The sequence below is a fragment of the Blautia sp. BIOML-A1 genome, from assembly GCF_009883055.1.
Taxonomy (GTDB): domain Bacteria; phylum Bacillota; class Clostridia; order Lachnospirales; family Lachnospiraceae; genus Blautia_A.
The window spans coordinates 23744-40943 of sequence record NZ_WWVR01000032.1 but is presented as its reverse complement, the minus strand read 5'-3'; the positions used below and the strand labels follow the sequence as shown (position 1 = coordinate 40943).

16 protein-coding genes are annotated in these 17200 nt (G+C 43.0%); all 16 read left to right on the top strand.

Going from position 1 to position 17200, the window contains the following annotated elements:
- The first annotated feature begins 215 nt into the window (after positions 1–215).
- Positions 216–836 carry a metallophosphoesterase family protein gene (locus GT674_RS13055; protein WP_161286108.1) on the top strand — a complete coding sequence of 207 codons (621 nt, stop codon included), beginning with the start codon at positions 216–218 and terminating at the stop codon, positions 834–836.
- 624 nt (positions 837–1460) lie between these two features.
- Positions 1461–2537, top strand: coding sequence for a DNA cytosine methyltransferase (locus tag GT674_RS13050; protein ID WP_192926033.1), 1077 nt, complete (start codon positions 1461–1463; stop codon positions 2535–2537).
- A 181-nt stretch (positions 2538–2718) separates the two neighbouring features.
- Positions 2719–3339 carry an HNH endonuclease gene (locus GT674_RS13045; protein WP_161286107.1) on the top strand — a complete coding sequence of 207 codons (621 nt, stop codon included), beginning with the start codon at positions 2719–2721 and terminating at the stop codon, positions 3337–3339.
- Positions 3340–3423: 84 nt separating this feature from the next.
- Positions 3424–3747 carry a YlxM family DNA-binding protein gene (gene ylxM, locus GT674_RS13040; protein ID WP_161286106.1) on the top strand — a complete coding sequence of 108 codons (324 nt, stop codon included), beginning with the start codon at positions 3424–3426 and terminating at the stop codon, positions 3745–3747.
- Between the two features lie 3 nt (positions 3748–3750).
- The gene (ffh, locus tag GT674_RS13035; protein ID WP_161286105.1) at positions 3751–5097 is read left to right on the top strand and encodes a signal recognition particle protein; all 1347 of its coding nucleotides are present in this window, start codon (positions 3751–3753) and stop codon (positions 5095–5097) included.
- 50 nt (positions 5098–5147) lie between these two features.
- The gene (gene rpsP, locus GT674_RS13030; protein WP_005424344.1) at positions 5148–5393 is read left to right on the top strand and encodes a 30S ribosomal protein S16; all 246 of its coding nucleotides are present in this window, start codon (positions 5148–5150) and stop codon (positions 5391–5393) included.
- Between the two features lie 61 nt (positions 5394–5454).
- The gene (locus GT674_RS13025) at positions 5455–5685 is read left to right on the top strand and encodes a KH domain-containing protein (RefSeq protein WP_005424345.1); all 231 of its coding nucleotides are present in this window, start codon (positions 5455–5457) and stop codon (positions 5683–5685) included.
- Between the two features lie 58 nt (positions 5686–5743).
- On the top strand, positions 5744–6250 hold the full coding sequence (gene rimM, locus GT674_RS13020) for a ribosome maturation factor RimM (RefSeq protein WP_161286104.1): 507 nt from the start codon (positions 5744–5746) through the stop codon (positions 6248–6250).
- Complete coding sequence (gene trmD, locus GT674_RS13015; RefSeq protein ID WP_161286103.1) at positions 6251–7015, top strand: tRNA (guanosine(37)-N1)-methyltransferase TrmD; 765 nt, start codon at positions 6251–6253, stop codon at positions 7013–7015.
- An 11-nt stretch (positions 7016–7026) separates the two neighbouring features.
- Positions 7027–8052: a tRNA preQ1(34) S-adenosylmethionine ribosyltransferase-isomerase QueA gene (gene queA, locus GT674_RS13010; RefSeq protein WP_161286102.1), complete on the top strand. Its 1026-nt coding sequence runs from the start codon at positions 7027–7029 to the stop codon at positions 8050–8052.
- Between the two features lie 149 nt (positions 8053–8201).
- Entirely contained in the window at positions 8202–8783 is a 582-nt protein-coding gene (locus GT674_RS13005; protein ID WP_161286101.1) for a DUF6553 family protein, read from the top strand.
- A gap of 44 nt (positions 8784–8827) precedes the next feature.
- The gene (locus GT674_RS13000; RefSeq protein WP_161286100.1) at positions 8828–11752 is read left to right on the top strand and encodes an insulinase family protein; all 2925 of its coding nucleotides are present in this window, start codon (positions 8828–8830) and stop codon (positions 11750–11752) included.
- Between the two features lie 29 nt (positions 11753–11781).
- On the top strand, positions 11782–12690 hold the full coding sequence (gene era, locus GT674_RS12995; protein ID WP_161286099.1) for a GTPase Era: 909 nt from the start codon (positions 11782–11784) through the stop codon (positions 12688–12690).
- A gap of 3 nt (positions 12691–12693) precedes the next feature.
- Positions 12694–13446, top strand: coding sequence for a DNA repair protein RecO (gene recO, locus GT674_RS12990; protein ID WP_161286098.1), 753 nt, complete (start codon positions 12694–12696; stop codon positions 13444–13446).
- 78 nt (positions 13447–13524) lie between these two features.
- Positions 13525–14919 (top strand): glycine--tRNA ligase, encoded by a 1395-nt coding sequence (locus GT674_RS12985; RefSeq protein WP_161286097.1) that lies wholly within the window; start codon positions 13525–13527, stop codon positions 14917–14919.
- Positions 14920–15811: 892 nt separating this feature from the next.
- The gene (locus GT674_RS12980) at positions 15812–17062 is read left to right on the top strand and encodes a 6-phosphofructokinase (protein ID WP_161286096.1); all 1251 of its coding nucleotides are present in this window, start codon (positions 15812–15814) and stop codon (positions 17060–17062) included.
- Positions 17063–17200 lie beyond the last annotated feature (138 nt).

The window sequence follows — 17200 nt, the reverse complement described above, 5'->3', positions numbered from 1 at the left end:
ATCTCAAGGCTTATGGAGAAAGACTTGCAGGCTGACACTGAAACGTCAATGCAAATATGTACGGATACGTTAGTCCGGAATTTACGCCTATGGAGAGTACAAGAACTTGTGAGTAGATTGATATTTATATCATCAAAAACATACTCGTTGAAGTAGGAATGAAACATAGAAGTTTATAACTTTTTATAAGTTTTCAGTAACGGGATATGCAATAGATGAAAATACTTGCCATAGCAGATGAAGAATCCAAGTATCTATGGGATTATTTCGAAAAAAGCAAACTGGAGGGAATCGATCTTATCATCTCCTGCGGAGATCTGGATCCGCGTTATCTGTCCTTTCTTGCTACATTTACATCGGCTCCGGTCTTCTATGTACATGGAAATCACGATGATAAATACGAAAAGATCCCACCGGAGGGCTGCATCTGCATTGACGACAAACTTGTTGTCTACGAAGGAGTACGAATCCTGGGGCTTGGGGGATCTATGCGTTATAAACCCGGCACCCACCAGTATACAGAATGGGAAATGAACAAAAGGGTATTAAAGCTTTTTCCGAAGATATGGTTTCGCGGAGGGATTGATATCCTTGTGACACATGCACCGGCCTATCAGCTGAATGACGGACGTGATCTTCCGCACCAGGGTTTTAAAGTCTTCCGTCGCCTGATGGAAAAATACCGCCCCAAATATTTCCTCCACGGACACGTTCATATGTCATATGGAAGAAAACACAAGCGTTATGACAAATACGAAGAAACAAATGTGGTCAATGCATTTGACCGCTGCGTATTTGAATTCGAGGCAGAAGAGCCCGAGAAACAGTTCCAGTAATCTCAGGTATTTGTTAAGAAAAAACACTTGATATAAATTCCTGAGAAATGCAGGAAATACAGGACTTTGCGGAATATGGAATTTGATTCTGTGACAAATTTGTGCCAAATGGAGAAAAATCCATAGAAATACCGAGATCAGGCATATTGATTTCCGAAAAGGCATATGCTATAATTGCCGTAGGCAAAGAATGAAATACATGTCTAACACAGACAAAAGCCCTCAGTACTGGGAATACTGGGGGATTTCTTTTTGTGCTTTTACGGTGCACGAACCGAGGCCAGCTGCTGTTATTTGTCACCGTCTAACCATTTGATGATGTAGTGGCAGGCTACACCAGCCGCAACAGCGACTAAAAAAGATACGATTGCATTCAACGCAAGCACCCCCTTTCTGTTGCCAGATTGAGGGCAGCAACATACATAGTATAACATAAAGAAGAACAAATTGGAGTATATAATAGGAGAAATTTTTAAAAAGAGAAATGCTTGTTATAGTATGAAAAATGTATTATAATATACAGGAACGATTTGTTCTTTAAAATGTGGATTAAAGTTATTGACAGAAAGAAAAATGTAACTGTTCACAGTAACAGAAAAATACTATAAGGAGTGGTTAATATAGATGATTGAGGAACAAAAGCCTGTTCAGATTCTAGAATTGTTTGGGGGAATTGGAAGCCCAAGGTGTGCACTTCGTAATCTTAATATACCTACAAAAGCAATAGATTATGTGGAAATTGATGAAAAAGCAGTTCGATCATATAATTCTATATTTTCAGAAGAATTATCATATAAGACGCAAAATATTATAGGTTGGAATTTATGTCCCGATATTTTGATACATGGAAGTCCCTGCCAGGATATGAGTATTGCCGGACATCAGGGGAAAGCAACGATGGTAGATGGAAGAGTCAACAGAGGAAAAGGAGCAGATCAAGGAAGCGGAACGCGCTCAAGTCTGATGTGGGAAACAATACATATCATTCAACAGATGGGAAACTGGAAACCAAAGTGGGTGATATGGGAGAACGTGCGGAATGTTATGAGTCGTCATATGATTGCAAATTTTTCCAGATACCAGGAAGAAATGGAAGATATGGGATATACAAATAATTATGAAGTATTGGATGCGAGAGAGTTTGGACTCCCGCAGGCAAGAGAAAGAGTGTTTACGGTTTCTAGTCTTGGAAAAGAAAAGTTTTGTTTTGACGATCTGATTCGAACCCCAATGCGTAATATTAGTGAGTTTTTGGAAAATAATGAGAAAGTACCAGAAGTATATGATGTGACACAACCTTCCGTAAGAAATGTGATTGGTGTGACTGGAAGTGTAAGAAGGGCAACCGTTATACGGGATTATGCATTCACAATTACCACACGACAAGACAGAACACCTGCACAGGTGATAGATTGTGGAAATGGAAGATACAGATACTTAACGGAACGCGAATGCTGGAGATTGCAGGGATATACAGACGAAGATTTTGAACGAGCAAGACAGGCACAGCAAAAAAAAGGCAGATACTATACGGCATTATATAAACAGGCTGGCAATAGTATTGCTGTGCCAATTTTCGAAAGTATTTTCAGAAAGATAATTTTAAATGAGGTAGATGATAGAAAAAATTTATCTTTAATAAAAAATGTTCTTAAAGAAAACGCAGTAACAGATGAGTTTTTCTGCTGGTTGATATTCTAACGTGCTGATTGTAAAAATATAAACTGGGATGTATACTTATAGGTAAGTGATTCTGTATGAATTAAAAAACATCAGTGGGGTAAAGTATATGAATGGATATGCTCTTATGACGTATTATGAAAAATATCTTAAAGAGATATGCAAGGTGTCAGATTCTACAATTGATCATTAGCAAAGAGCAATGCGATACATTTCAAAATTTCTTGTCAAGAAAGAAAAAATAAGACAGTCAGTCTATGAAATCCAGAATCTTGATGAACTGAAAATAATAAAGGAATATTTATACACAAATCCAGAGTTTGTTGAGCTAAATATACGTGGACACAGGATGTACAGTGCTGGATTTAACAATTATCTGAAGTTTGCTAATGGCAAAGGTTTTGAGAATATTCATAATCAGATAGAGGTTATGGATATTGAAGTTCCAGTTGAGGATAAACGTGTTATTGCCATGGAAAACTGGAAAAGATCTTCTATAATCAAATTGCAGTCTATAGAGTCAGCAGGATATGAATGTGAACTAGATCCAAAGCATAAAACCTTTATTGCAAAGGGGACAGGGCATCCATACATGGAAGGGCATCATGCGTTACCAATGAGGTATCAGGAGATGTTTCAAAACAGTCTGGATGTTTACGCGAATGTGGTTTGTCTATGTCCGATATGTCATAGACTGCTGCATTATGGCATTGCATCTGAAAAAACAGATGCTGTGGATAAAATATATTATGACAGAGCTGACCGGCTTGCGGCAAGTGGCATAAAGATTAGTAAAGCAGAATTTGAGAAATTAGCAGAATAGTAATTATAGAATAAAAAACATCTGTCAAGAAAAAACACTTGACACCTACGCCAAAATACGATATGATACCCAAGGTGGTTACAGATGGAAAGATTTGTGGAACAGACATTGTTATATGATTTTTATGGAGAATTGCTTACGGAACGACAGCAGCAGGTATATGAGAGCGTTGTTCTGGAGGATTATTCCCTCAGTGAGGTAGCAGAGGATCTGGGGATCAGCCGACAGGGTGTCCATGATATGATCAAGCGCTGCAATCACACGCTGGAGGAGTACGAGGCGAAGCTTCATCTGGTAGAGAAATTTCTGAATATCAGAGAGCAGGTTCATCGGATCAAAGAAATTGCGGCCGATTATCAGGCACAGGAGATTACAGAAATTTCCAATGAAATTTTAGAGGAGTTATAACGCATGGCATTTGAAAGCTTGACGGAAAAATTACAAAATGTATTCAAAAAGCTGAGAAGTAAAGGCCGACTTACAGAGGAAGATGTCAAGATAGCCCTGAAAGAAGTCAAGATGGCTCTTCTTGAAGCGGATGTAAACTTTAAGGTTGTAAAGCAGTTCACGAAATCTGTGCAGGAACGTGCGGTCGGACAGGATGTCATGAACGGACTGAATCCGGGACAGATGGTGATCAAGATCGTTAATGATGAGCTTGTAAGCCTTATGGGAAGCGAGACAACAGAGCTTCCACTGAAACCGGGAAACGAGATCACAGTACTGATGATGGCAGGTCTTCAGGGTGCAGGTAAGACAACTACAGTTGCCAAGCTTGCAGGCAAACTTAAATCCAAGGGAAAACGACCGCTTCTGGTTGCATGTGACGTATATCGTCCGGCAGCGATCACACAGCTTCAGGTAAATGGAGAGAAGCAGGGTGTGGAAGTTTTTTCCATGGGAGATAAGCAGAGCCCGGTAGACATTGCGAAGGCGGCAGTTGAGCATGCCAGAGCCAATCAGCAGAATGTAGTTCTTCTTGATACCGCAGGCCGACTTCATGTGGATGAGAACATGATGCAGGAGCTTGCAGACATCAAGGCAAATATACAGGTGGATGCGACACTTCTGATCGTAGATGCGATGACAGGTCAGGATGCGGTAAACGTAGCCAAGACTTTCGTTGACAAGGTTGGAATCGATGGAGTTATCCTTACCAAGATGGATGGTGACACCCGAGGCGGTGCAGCACTTTCTATCAAGGCAGTAACCGGAAAGCCGATCCTTTATGTAGGTATGGGAGAGAAGCTTTCAGATCTGGAGCAGTTCTATCCGGAACGTATGGCTTCCAGAATCCTGGGAATGGGAGATGTGATGAGCCTTATTGAGAAAGCGGAGGCGGCACTTGACCAGGATCAGGCGGCAGAGATGCAGAAGAAGCTCAAAAAAATGGATTTTGACTTCAATGACTATCTCACCAGTATGGAACAGATGAACAAGATGGGCGGTATCGGCAGTATCCTCAACATGCTTCCGGGAATTGGCAGTAAGGCCAGGGAACTTGAAGATATGATCGATGAGAAGGCACTGGAGCGTACCAAGGCGATCATCCTTTCCATGACACCGGCAGAGCGGAGCAATCCGGGGATTATGAATGTATCCCGCAAGAACCGTATCGCGAAGGGTGCGGGTGTGGACATTGCAGAAGTCAACCGTCTTGTGAAGCAGTTTGAGCAGAGCAAGAAATTAATGAAACAGATGCCTGGAATGATGGGCGGTAAAATGGGTAAAAGAGGCGGCTTCAAGCTTCCTTTTTAATAGATAAATCAACCAAAACAATAAAAGATATCATAATGGAGGAAACAAAAATGGCAGTTAAAATCAGATTAAGAAGAATGGGACAGAAGAAAGCACCTTTTTATAGAATCGTAGTTGCAGATTCCCGCAGCAAACGTGACGGAAAATGCATCGCTGAAATCGGAACATATGATCCGAACATCGAGCCAAGTGCTTACAAAGTAAACGAAGAAGAAGCTAAAAAATGGCTTGCAGCAGGAGCTCAGCCGACAGACGTTGTAGCAAGAATCTTCAAAGAGGCCGGAATCGAGAAATAAGAGATACGATACGGAAGGTATTTCTTAAGATCCTGTCATAGACAGTACAGGGAGGTATGTAATGAAAGAATTAGTTGAAGTAATTGCAAAATCTCTTGTGGAGCATCCGGATGAGGTGGTAGTCACCGAAAACGAAAAAGAAGATGCAGTTATCATTGAACTGAAAGTGGGCCCTTCTGATATGGGAAAGGTCATCGGAAGACAGGGACGTATTGCCAAGGCAATCCGTACAGTAGTTAAAGCGGCTTCTTCAAAGAGCAGCAAAAAAGTAATTGTAGATATTCTGCAATAAAGAAAGTATCGGAGCTGTGGAAACATAGCTCCTTTTTACATCTTAAAGGGAGTTTTTTATGGAAGATTTATTAAAGGTCGGAGTGATCACCACTACACATGGTGTGAGGGGAGAGGTTAAAGTATATCCTACTACGGATGATGCAGAACGTTTTCTGGATCTGGATTATGTACTGCTGGATACAGGCAGAGAGTATCGAAGATTGGATATCAAAAATGTAAGATTTTTCAAAAACCTTGCCATCCTTAAATTTGATGGTATCGATAATATCAACGATATCGAGAAATATAAGGGGTGTGCTCTCTGGATCCCGCGGGAAGAGGGTCAGGAACTGGGTGAAGATGAGTACTATATCGCGGACCTTCTGGGAATGAAGGTAGTCCTGGAGGATGGAACGGAGTTTGGAACACTTAAGGATGTGATGGAGACGGGAGCGAATGATGTCTATATCGTTAATTCCAGGGAACACGGAGAAGTCCTTCTTCCGGCGATCAAAGAGTGTATTCTGAATGTAGATCTGGAAAGCGGTACAATGACCATACATTTGATGAAGGGACTTATATAAATGAATTTTCATGTTTTGACACTTTTTCCGGAAATGATAGAGCAGGGAATGAACACCAGTATCATCGGACGTGCGATCGCGGGAGGATATCTGTCCGTTGATGCGATCAATATCCGTGATTATGCGTTTAATAAGCATCAGAAGGTGGATGATTATCCCTACGGCGGCGGCGCCGGAATGCTGATGCAGGCAGAGCCGGTTTATCTTGCATACCAGTCTATCGAGGAAAAAATCGGCTACAGGCCGAGAGTGGTTTATCTCACACCTCAGGGAAGCGTATTTAATCAGACCATGGCGAAAGATTTTGCAAAAGAGCAGGATCTTGTTTTTCTGTGCGGACATTATGAGGGAATTGATGAGCGCGTGCTCGAGGAAGTGGTTACAGATTTTGTTTCTATCGGAGATTATGTGCTTACAGGCGGCGAACTTCCGGCGATGGTCATGATGGATGCTGTCTCAAGAATGGTTCCGGGAGTTCTGAGTAATCAGGAATCGGGAGAGACGGAGTCTTTTGCAGGAAATCTTCTTGAATATCCTCAGTACAGCAGACCGGAAGAATGGCATGGCAAAAAGGTTCCTCCTGTCCTTTTATCAGGACATCATGCCAACATCGAAGCGTGGAGAAGAGAACAGTCTATCCTGCGTACAGCAAAGAACCGGCCGGATCTTCTCAAAAAGGCAGATCTTACCAACAAAGAGTGGAATCAGATCCGCCAGTGGAAGAAACAGTGGAAAGAAGAAAAAGAAAAGAACGATAACCAATAAAAGGAGTAGTTATGAAGACATCAGATTTTTATTATGATCTTCCGAAGGAACTGATCGCACAGGATCCTCTGGAAGACCGCAGTTCTTCCAGGCTTCTTCATCTTTCTATGAAAGACGGATCCATGGAACACAGACATTTTACAGACATTCTAGATTATCTGAAAGAGGGAGACTGTCTGGTCATCAATGACACAAGGGTTATCCCTGCCCGTCTTTACGGACACAAAGAAGAAACCGGTGCACTGATCGAGATCCTGCTCTTGAAACGCCGTGAAAATGATATCTGGGAATGTCTTGTAAAACCGGGCAAGAAGGCAAGACCGGGAGCAAAGATCACATTTGGTGACGGAATCCTTAAGGGTGAGATCATCGATGTTGTAGATGAGGGAAACCGTCTGATCCAGTTCCAATATGATGGAATCTTTGAGGAAATTCTGGATCAGCTTGGAGAAATGCCGCTTCCTCCATATATTACACATAAATTAAAAGACAAGAACCGCTATCAGACCGTATATGCAAAGAATGACGGTTCCGCGGCAGCACCGACAGCAGGACTTCATTTTACAAAAGAGCTTCTGGAGCAGGTGAAGGCGAAGGGCGTCAATATTGCTCATGTGACACTTCATGTAGGACTTGGAACCTTCCGGCCGGTCAAGGTTGATGATGTGGAACAGCATCATATGCATTCTGAGTTCTATATGGTAGAGGAAGACCAGGCGAAGCTCATCAATGACACAAAGAAGCAGGGCGGCAGGGTGATCTCTGTAGGAACGACAAGCTGCCGTACTCTGGAATCTGCGACAGATGAGAATGGAATTCTGCGTGCAGGAAGCGGCTGGACAGAGATTTTTATCTATCCGGGCTACCGTTTTAAAATGATTGACGGACTGATCACAAATTTTCATCTTCCGGAGTCTACGCTTATGATGCTGGTTTCTGCTCTTGCAGGTAAAGAGCATATTATGGCAGCTTATGAAGAGGCTGTACGCCAGAAATACAGATTCTTCTCCTTTGGGGATGCGATGCTTATTCTGTAAACTGGGACTACCCTTTTTTCTCCATCTTTGCTATAATGGGCATATTGGAGGGAAGAGGGTTTTTTATTACTTTATAGAGAATGATTTCGTAATGTTGGTCTTCACCTTCAGAAATCGTGGCAGAATAGAATATCTACAGGAGGGTATATATGGATACACCAATCATTGCACAATATTATAGAGAAAAAGATCCGGCCAAGCGCAGAGAGCTTCTGGAGCAGGCAATCGCACAGGAGGGAAATACCGAGGAAAATCAGGTTCGTAAGGAAATCTGGGATGCACGTTATGGCATGGAATCTGACCTGGGAGGACGGGCAGACGGTTATCTGAAGTTCTGGATGACCATAGAGTTCAACCGTGCTTCCGGAAACAGATTATTTGGTTCCAGGAGTGCACGAAAGAGCCTTCAGAAAGAACTGGATCAGGTAAGCTTCCATGAACTTATACAGAAGAGCGAGCTGCACAGAGAACTCGTCTATCGAGAGTGTGAGCATCTTGTCAAGCTGTATATGGATCTCTGCCAGACAGACAAGAGTTATAATACGATACTTTGCGGACTTGTGACAATGAAGAAGGATGACGTCAAGTCAAAGCTTAAGAATGATATCTATGAAACAACCGTAAAAGTACCCAGAAATCTTGGCATGGAAGAAGAACTGGCTCTGCTCACAAAGGCAGCCCGCAAGGTCTTCGAGGATTATTTCCCGGGCGAGGGCGGACTTCCGGAATAAATCCGGTAAAATAAGAAATACTACATATAAAAACGGAGGCAGCAATGGATTTAAGTAAAGTGACTGCATACAAGGTCATCAAAGAAAAAAAATTAACTGACATCCGTTCTACAGGCTACCTGCTCCGGCATATCAAAACCGGAGCAAGGGTAATGCTCATTGAGAACGATGACGAAAACAAAGTGTTCAATATCGCTTTTCGTACCCCGCCGAAGAACAGCACAGGTGTTGCACATATTCTGGAACATAGTGTGCTCTGCGGATCCAGAGAGTTTCCACTCAAAGATCCGTTTGTCGAACTGGTCAAAGGCTCTTTGAACACTTTTTTGAATGCCATGACTTATCCGGACAAGACCTGTTATCCGGTGGCAAGCTGTAATGATCAGGATTTTCAGAATCTGATGCATGTTTATCTGGATGCAGTTTTTTATCCGAACATTTATGAGAAAGAAGAAATCTTCCGTCAGGAAGGCTGGAATTATCACCTGGAGAAACCAGAAGGCCCGCTGACCTATAATGGTGTTGTTTATAACGAAATGAAGGGAGCTTTTTCTTCTCCGGATGATGTTCTGGAGCGTGAGATCATGAACTCTCTGTTCCCGGATATCACTTATGGATGCGAGTCCGGCGGAGCTCCTGAGAATATTCCAGATCTTAGCTATGAAGAATTCCTTGATTTCCACAGAACGTATTATCATCCGTCCAACAGCTATATTTACCTGTACGGAAATATGGACATGACAGAGAAACTGGATTTCATCGACAGACATTATCTATCTGCTTTTGACAGCCTGGATGTGGATTCTGAGATTAGAGAACAGAAGGCGTTTGATGCAATGCAGGATCTGACAAAGGAATATCCGGTTGCAGAGAGTGAGAGTGAGGAGGATAATGCATATCTTTCTTACAATGTTGTTGTGGGAACTGCCATGGACAGTCTTACTGCCATTGCGTTTGAAGTCTTGGATTATGCACTTTTAAGCGCACCGGGGGCACCGCTTAAGAAAGCACTTCTTGATGCGGGAATCGGCAAGGATATTTATGGTGCTTATGAGGATGGAATCCGTCAGCCGTATTTTGATATTATCGCAAAGGGTGCGAATGCAGACAAAAAAGAAGAATTTGTTTCCATTATCCGAGATGTTCTTCAGAAAGTTGCAGAGACAGGAATTGACCGTAAAGCACTGGATGCCGGAATCAACAGTATGGAGTTCCGCTACAGGGAAGCCGATTTTTCTTCCTATCCGAAGGGTCTGATCTATGGCCTTGATATTCTTGGAAACTGGCTGTATGACGATGAGCATCCATTTGCACAGGTAGAACTGATTCCGGTATTTGAGAAACTGAAATCTCTCAAAAACACAGGGTATTTTGAAGAACTGATCCGTAAATATCTTCTTGACAATCCACATGGCTCGGTACTGACCCTGATGCCGTCCAGAGGACTTGCCGCAAGAAAAGCCAAGGCTCTTGAAGAGAAACTGGCCGCTTATCTTGGGGGATGCACCGAAGAAGAAAGACAGGAGATGGTAAAACGAACCAGTGCACTGGAAGCATATCAGGAAGCAGAAGAAGATCCGGAGGCTGCAAAATGTATCCCGATGCTTAAGAGGGAAGATATCCGTAAATCTGCGGATAAATTTTATAATGAAGAACTGGATGTGGATGGAAGTCTTTTCCTGTATCATGAGGTTTCAACAAATGGAATTGCCTATCTGGATCTGATGTTTGACCTCAAGAACCTTGCACCGGATAAAGTTCCATATCTGGGACTCCTTAAATCCGTGCTTGGATATGTAGATACCGCACATTACACTTATGGAGAGCTTTCCAATGAGATCAATGCCGAGACCGGTGGAATTGCCTGCGGCGTTGAAGTTTTTGACCGTGCAGATTCTGTGGATGAGTACAGAGCCTTCTTTGGTGTCAAGGGTAAGGTAATGTATCCGAAGATGGATGTGATTTTCCGTATGATCCGTGAGATTCTTAACACATCCGATGTGACAGATACCAGAAGACTTCATGAAATCATTTCGAGAGTCAAATCAAGAGCACAATCATCTCTTGTAAGTGCAGGACATTCCACAGCAGTGCTCCGTGCAGCTTCCTATGCATCTCCGATGGCAGCTTTTCAGGATGGAATGGCAGGAATCGCATACTATCAGTTTATTGAGAAACTGGACAGGGAATTTGATGACAGAAAGGAAGAGATCATTGAGAACCTCAAGTCTCTGATGGTCGAGATCCTTCGCCCGGAAAATCTCTGTATCAGTTATACAGGAGAGAGAGAGTCCCTTGACAGTGTTCAGAAACAGATCAGGGAATTAAAGAAAACGCTTCATCAGGAAGTGACAGAAAGTTCTTCTTCTGAAATGATCTGCCAGAAGAAAAATGAAGGATTTATGACTTCCGGACAGGTACAGTATGTGGCACAGGCAGGAAACTTCCGCAAAAAAGGCTACGACTATACAGGTGCACTTAATATTCTCAAGGTTGCCTTAAGCTATGATTATCTCTGGATCAATATCCGTGTTAAGGGCGGTGCTTACGGATGTATGAGCGGATTTAAATACAGTGGCGAGAGCTTCTTTGTGTCCTACCGTGATCCGCATCTGAAACGTACCTTTGATGTTTTTGCCGGAATTCCGGATTATGTACGTGGTTTCCAGGCAGATGAAAGAGAAATGACAAAATACATCATTGGAACTATCAGTGGAAAGGATGTACCGAAGACTCCGCAGATGAAAGGAAGCATTTCCAAGGCAGCATGGTTCTGCGGTCTGACAGAAGAGATGGTGCAGAAAGAACGTGATGAGATCCTGAATGCACAGGCTGAGGATATTCAGGCACTGGCTCCACTGATCGAGGCGATCTTGTCTGATGAAGAAATTTGTGTTGTAGGAAGTGAACCAGAAGTACAGAAAGAAAAAGAACTCTTCATGAATATCAGTCCGCTGATCAATGGCTGAAACGGAGAGGATTTTACAGGAGTGAAAGAATGAAAGATAATTTTAAATCCGGATTTGCAGCGATCATCGGACGTCCGAATGTTGGAAAATCAACACTGATGAATCATCTGATCGGACAGAAGATCGCGATCACATCCAAGAAACCGCAGACGACCAGAAACCGTATCCAGACGGTATATACCTGCGAAGACGGGCAGATCGTTTTTCTGGATACTCCGGGTATTCACAAGGCGAAGAATAAACTGGGCGAATACATGGTCCAGGTAGCGGAGAGGACACTCAAAGATGTAGATGTGATCCTTTGGCTGGTAGAGCCTACCACTTTTATCGGTGCAGGAGAGCGTCACATTGCAGACCAGCTTAAAGGACTTCATGTTCCGGTTATCCTTATTATCAACAAGGTCGATACCGTGGATAAGGATGAGATCCTGAAGGCGATCGACACGTACCGTAAGCTTTATGATTTTGACGAGATCATTCCGTGTTCTGCACTTCGAAACCAGAATACAGAGGATATTATTCCATGTATTTTGAAATATCTGCCATATGGACCGATGTTCTACGATGAGGATACGGTAACAGACCAGCCACAGAGACAGATTGCAGCGGAGATCATCCGTGAGAAGGCACTTCATGCATTGGATGCAGAGATTCCGCATGGTATCGCGGTCGCAATTGACTCTATGAAAGAACGTCCCGGAAAAAGGAATCTGGTTGATATTGAAGCGACGATCATCTGTGAGAGGGATTCCCACAAGGGCATTATCATTGGAAAGCAGGGTGCCATGCTCAAAAAAATCGGCAGTAACGCCCGCTATGAGCTGGAGAGAATGCTGGATGCCAGGGTTAATCTGAAAATCTGGGTCAAGGTTCGTAAGGACTGGCGCGACAGTGACTTTATGATCAAAAACTTCGGCTATAACAAGAAGGAAATCTGATAAATGAGTGATCTGATCACCGTGCAGGGAGTTGTGATCTCTGCGATGCCGATTGGCGAATACGACAAAAGAATTGTTTTGCTGACCAGAGAGAGGGGAAAGATTTCGGCTTTTGCCAAGGGGGCAAGACGACCGAACAGTCCGTTTCTGGCAGCAGCAGATCCTTTTGTTTTCGGAACCTTTACTTTGTTTGAAGGCAGAAGCAGTTATAATCTGAATCAGGTGTCAGTATCCCACCATTTTGTGGAACTGGCAGCAATGCAGCCGGGAGTTTATTATGGGTATTATTTCCTGGAACTGGCGGATTATTTCGGGCGGGAAGGGACTGACGAGAGGGAGATGATGAATCTTCTGTATGTTACGGTCAGAGCTCTTCTGAATCCTAAGATGGATAATCGTCTGATCCGCTGTATTTATGAACTGCGGACGATGACGGAGCAGGGGCTTTGCCCGGAACTGTTTCAATGTGCGTTGTGCGCAAGAGAGGAAATCCCGGAAGGCCAGACTTTCTTTTCGCAGGAACTGCATGGGATTTTGTGCGCCAAATGTGCATCCGGACAGAAGGGAAATCTTCGGATTTCACCTTCGGCACTTTATGCGATGCGTTTTATTGCCACAGCCCCGATGGGAAAGCTGTATACCTTTACGGTAAAGGATGAGGTGCTTCTGGAACTGGAGCATATCATACATAGATATACGGCTGCAAATACGGACAAAAGGTTTCGAAGTCTCCAGATTCTGGAGGTTATGAAATAAATGAGTTGAAATATATTTTAAATGAGGTATAATGAGAACACTTAGGTTTTCACTAATTAAACAATGAGGAGAGATATCATGGAAAAAACAATGGAGAAAATTGTTGCTCTGGCAAAGGCCAGAGGATTCGTTTATCCTGGTTCAGAAATTTATGGAGGTCTTGCAAATACCTGGGACTACGGTAACCTTGGCGTTGAACTTAAGAACAACGTAAAACGTGCATGGTGGCAGAAATTTATTCAGGAATCCCCGTACAATGTCGGTGTGGACTGTGCGATCCTGATGAATCCACAGACATGGGTTGCATCCGGTCATCTTGGCGGATTCTCCGATCCTCTGATGGACTGTAAGGAATGTCATGAGCGTTTCCGTGCAGACAAACTGATCGAGGATTTCTGTGCAGAGCATGACATCGCAATTGAGGGAAGTGTAGACGCATGGTCTCAGGAGCAGATGATGGATTTCATCAAGGAGCATGAAGTTCCGTGTCCGTCCTGCGGCAAGCACAACTTCACAGATATCCGTCAGTTCAACCTGATGTTCAAGACATTCCAGGGTGTAACTGAGGATGCCAAGAATACAGTTTATTTAAGACCTGAAACAGCACAGGGTATTTTTGTAAACTTCAAGAATGTACAGAGAACTTCCCGTAAGAAGATTCCGTTTGGTATCGGACAGATCGGTAAATCCTTCCGTAACGAGATCACACCGGGTAACTTCACATTCCGTACCCGTGAGTTCGAGCAGATGGAACTTGAATTCTTCTGCGAGCCGGATACAGACCTTGAGTGGTTTGCATACTGGAAGCAGTTCTGTCTTGACTGGCTGAGTTCTCTTGGTCTTAAGGATGACGAGGTACGTTATCGTGACCACGATAAAGAAGAGCTGAGCTTCTACAGCAAGGCCACCACAGACGTAGAGTTCCTGTTCCCGTTTGGATGGGGCGAACTGTGGGGAATCGCTGACAGAACAGATTATGACCTGACACAGCATCAGAATGTATCCGGACAGGATCTGACATACTTCGATGATGAGAAGAAACAGAAATATATTCCGTATGTTATTGAGCCGTCACTTGGTGCAGACCGTATGGTACTTGCTTTCCTGTGCAGTGCATATGACGAGGAAGTTCTGGATGCAGAGAAGAACGATGTTCGTACCGTGCTTCATTTCCATCCGGTTCTGGCTCCGGTTAAGATCGGTGTCCTTCCGCTGTCCAAGAAGCTGAACGAGGGTGCGGAGAAGATCTTCCACCAGCTCAGCAAGAAATATAACTGTGAATTTGATGACCGTGGAAATATCGGTAAACGTTACAGAAGACAGGATGAGATCGGAACTCCGTTCTGTATTACTTATGACTTTGAGTCTGAGAATGATGGTGCTGTAACAGTCCGTGACCGTGATACCATGGAGCAGGTTCGTGTGAAGATTGAAGAGCTTGAGGCATATTTCGCTGACAAGTTTACATTCTAAGTAAATAAAGAGATATATAAATTCACCCGTATGATATATATGATACCGGCAAACAGGCTTCGGAAATCGTCATTTCTAAGATGTGAATTGCATCGTTAAAACCGTCTGTAAAAATCATAAACTCGCTTCGCTCAAACAGTATGATTTTTACAGACAACACGATTTATTCCCATCTAAGAACTGTCAGATTTCCTGCAGAAGGTTTGCTGTATCATATAATATCTACGGGTGTTTTGCGTTTTTTATGTAATTACTTAGATGGCAGACGACTCAGCGAAGCTATGCCGGGGGTGACGCTGGCCGCGGCGGCTTCGTCCGCCGCCAATCCACTGTCAAGAAACTGTTTGTGCAGGAGAGTATGAAAAGTTTAATGAAAGCAGTTATGTAATCTCTTGTGAAATATGTAATATCAGAAACAGCGTGGTGTATGTGTTGAGGATTCTGCGAGCCTGAGATACTTCGTAAATATACTTAACAGATAGAAATATACGTTGCCGTGAGAAATGACATTGTTTGAGCGTAAGCGAGTTATGTCATTTCTCATGGCGTTTTTAGTATATTGATAGCTGTTCTAGTATATTAGAAGTCTCTCACATGAGGAGAATACCAACACATATATAGCCTGTTTCGTGAAGTAAGCATAAGAGAGAAAATCTCCAACACATATATAGCCTGTTTCATGAAGTGAAGATGAGTGAAGTGAATATAAATGGGCAGAATTACAAGTTATATTCCGAGATATTTTGTTAAATATAAACATAATTTCTATAAATATAGATATTTACGAAATTTAAACAATACATATTGCACAAAATAACTTGACTAATCAAATAACTTTTGGTAATATTATACATTATATGTAATGCATAAATGCACAAAAGGAGATGACAGCATGGCAAAAAAACGCAATATCATCGTAGGACAGTCCGGAGGTCCTACATCAGTAATCAATTCCAGTCTGGCAGGAGTATACAAGAATGCCATTGAGAGAGGCTTCGACAAAGTATACGGAATGCTGCACGGAATACAGGGACTTCTGGATGAGCAGTATATTGATCTTTCCACACAGATCCACTCAGAACTGGATATCGAACTCCTCAAGAGAACACCATCCGCTTTTCTGGGATCCTGCCGTTTTAAACTTCCTGAGATCCATGAAGATAAGACTATCTATGAGAGAATCTTTGATATACTGAACCGTCTTGACATTGATGCATTTATCTATATTGGCGGAAACGATTCCATGGACACGATCAAGAAACTTTCTGACTATGCGATCTTGACAGGACAGACACAGAAATTCCTTGGTGTGCCGAAGACAATCGATAACGACCTGGCATTGACCGACCATACACCTGGATTCGGAAGCGCAGCCAAATACATCGGAGCCTCTACCAAAGAAGTGATCCGCGACGCACAGGGACTTACCTACAAGAAGAGCATGATCACAATCATGGAGATCATGGGACGAAACGCAGGATGGCTTACAGGCGCGACTGCACTTGCCAGAACAGAAGACTGCGACGGACCAGATCTTATCTACCTCCCGGAAGTACCATTTGATATTGACAAATTCCTTGTCAAAGTCAAAGAACTCCTTAAGAAGAAATCTTCCGTAGTGATCGCAGTTTCCGAAGGTATCCGCCTTGCTGACGGCCGTTATGTCTGCGAACTCGGAAGCTCAGGAGATTATGTGGACGCATTCGGACACAAACAGCTTGCAGGAACAGCAACTTATCTTGCAAACTTCCTTGCGGCAGAGTGCGGCTGCAAGACAAGAGCCGTAGAACTTTCCACTCTTCAGAGAAGCGCTTCACATATGGCATCCCGCGTGGATATAGATGAAGCATTTATGGTAGGTGGTGCAGCCGTTAAGGCAGCTGATGAAGGCGATACCGGCAAGATGATCGTAATCGACCGTGTTTCCGATGACCCGTATATGGCTAAGACCGGAATCTACGATGTACACAGAATCGCTAATGAGGAGAAGGTTGTTCCGAGAAGCTGGATGAATAAGGATGCTACCTATGTAACCAAAGATTTTGTAGATTACATCAGCCCGCTGATCCAGGGAGATTACCAGCCGATCATGGTAAATGGTCTTCCTAGACATCTTGTACTCAACCTCAAAAAGAAACGCTAAAACAGAATCAGTGATAAAGGGAAAGTTTTTTACATATTATGACAAAAACTTTCCCCTTTTTTTGACAGTTTAACCTTGACTAATTGTATTAAAGTCTATACAATAATTATGTGCGTAAAACATAGTTTTTTATGTGAA

Bases quoted from the DNA above. Each gene is read 5' to 3' on its own strand.
- GT674_RS13055 (WP_161286108.1), top strand. From the start codon at position 216: ATGAAAATACTTGCCATAGCAGATGAAGAATCCAAGTATCTATGGGAT.
- GT674_RS13050 (WP_192926033.1), top strand. From the start codon at position 1,461: ATGATTGAGGAACAAAAGCCTGTTCAGATTCTAGAATTGTTTGGGGGA.
- GT674_RS13045 (WP_161286107.1), top strand. From the start codon at position 2,719: ATGCGATACATTTCAAAATTTCTTGTCAAGAAAGAAAAAATAAGACAG.
- ylxM (WP_161286106.1), top strand. From the start codon at position 3,424: ATGGAAAGATTTGTGGAACAGACATTGTTATATGATTTTTATGGAGAA.
- ffh (WP_161286105.1), top strand. From the start codon at position 3,751: ATGGCATTTGAAAGCTTGACGGAAAAATTACAAAATGTATTCAAAAAG.
- rpsP (WP_005424344.1), top strand. From the start codon at position 5,148: ATGGCAGTTAAAATCAGATTAAGAAGAATGGGACAGAAGAAAGCACCT.
- GT674_RS13025 (WP_005424345.1), top strand. From the start codon at position 5,455: ATGAAAGAATTAGTTGAAGTAATTGCAAAATCTCTTGTGGAGCATCCG.
- rimM (WP_161286104.1), top strand. From the start codon at position 5,744: ATGGAAGATTTATTAAAGGTCGGAGTGATCACCACTACACATGGTGTG.
- trmD (WP_161286103.1), top strand. From the start codon at position 6,251: ATGAATTTTCATGTTTTGACACTTTTTCCGGAAATGATAGAGCAGGGA.
- queA (WP_161286102.1), top strand. From the start codon at position 7,027: ATGAAGACATCAGATTTTTATTATGATCTTCCGAAGGAACTGATCGCA.
- GT674_RS13005 (WP_161286101.1), top strand. From the start codon at position 8,202: ATGGATACACCAATCATTGCACAATATTATAGAGAAAAAGATCCGGCC.
- GT674_RS13000 (WP_161286100.1), top strand. From the start codon at position 8,828: ATGGATTTAAGTAAAGTGACTGCATACAAGGTCATCAAAGAAAAAAAA.
- era (WP_161286099.1), top strand. From the start codon at position 11,782: ATGAAAGATAATTTTAAATCCGGATTTGCAGCGATCATCGGACGTCCG.
- recO (WP_161286098.1), top strand. From the start codon at position 12,694: ATGAGTGATCTGATCACCGTGCAGGGAGTTGTGATCTCTGCGATGCCG.
- GT674_RS12985 (WP_161286097.1), top strand. From the start codon at position 13,525: ATGGAAAAAACAATGGAGAAAATTGTTGCTCTGGCAAAGGCCAGAGGA.
- GT674_RS12980 (WP_161286096.1), top strand. From the start codon at position 15,812: ATGGCAAAAAAACGCAATATCATCGTAGGACAGTCCGGAGGTCCTACA.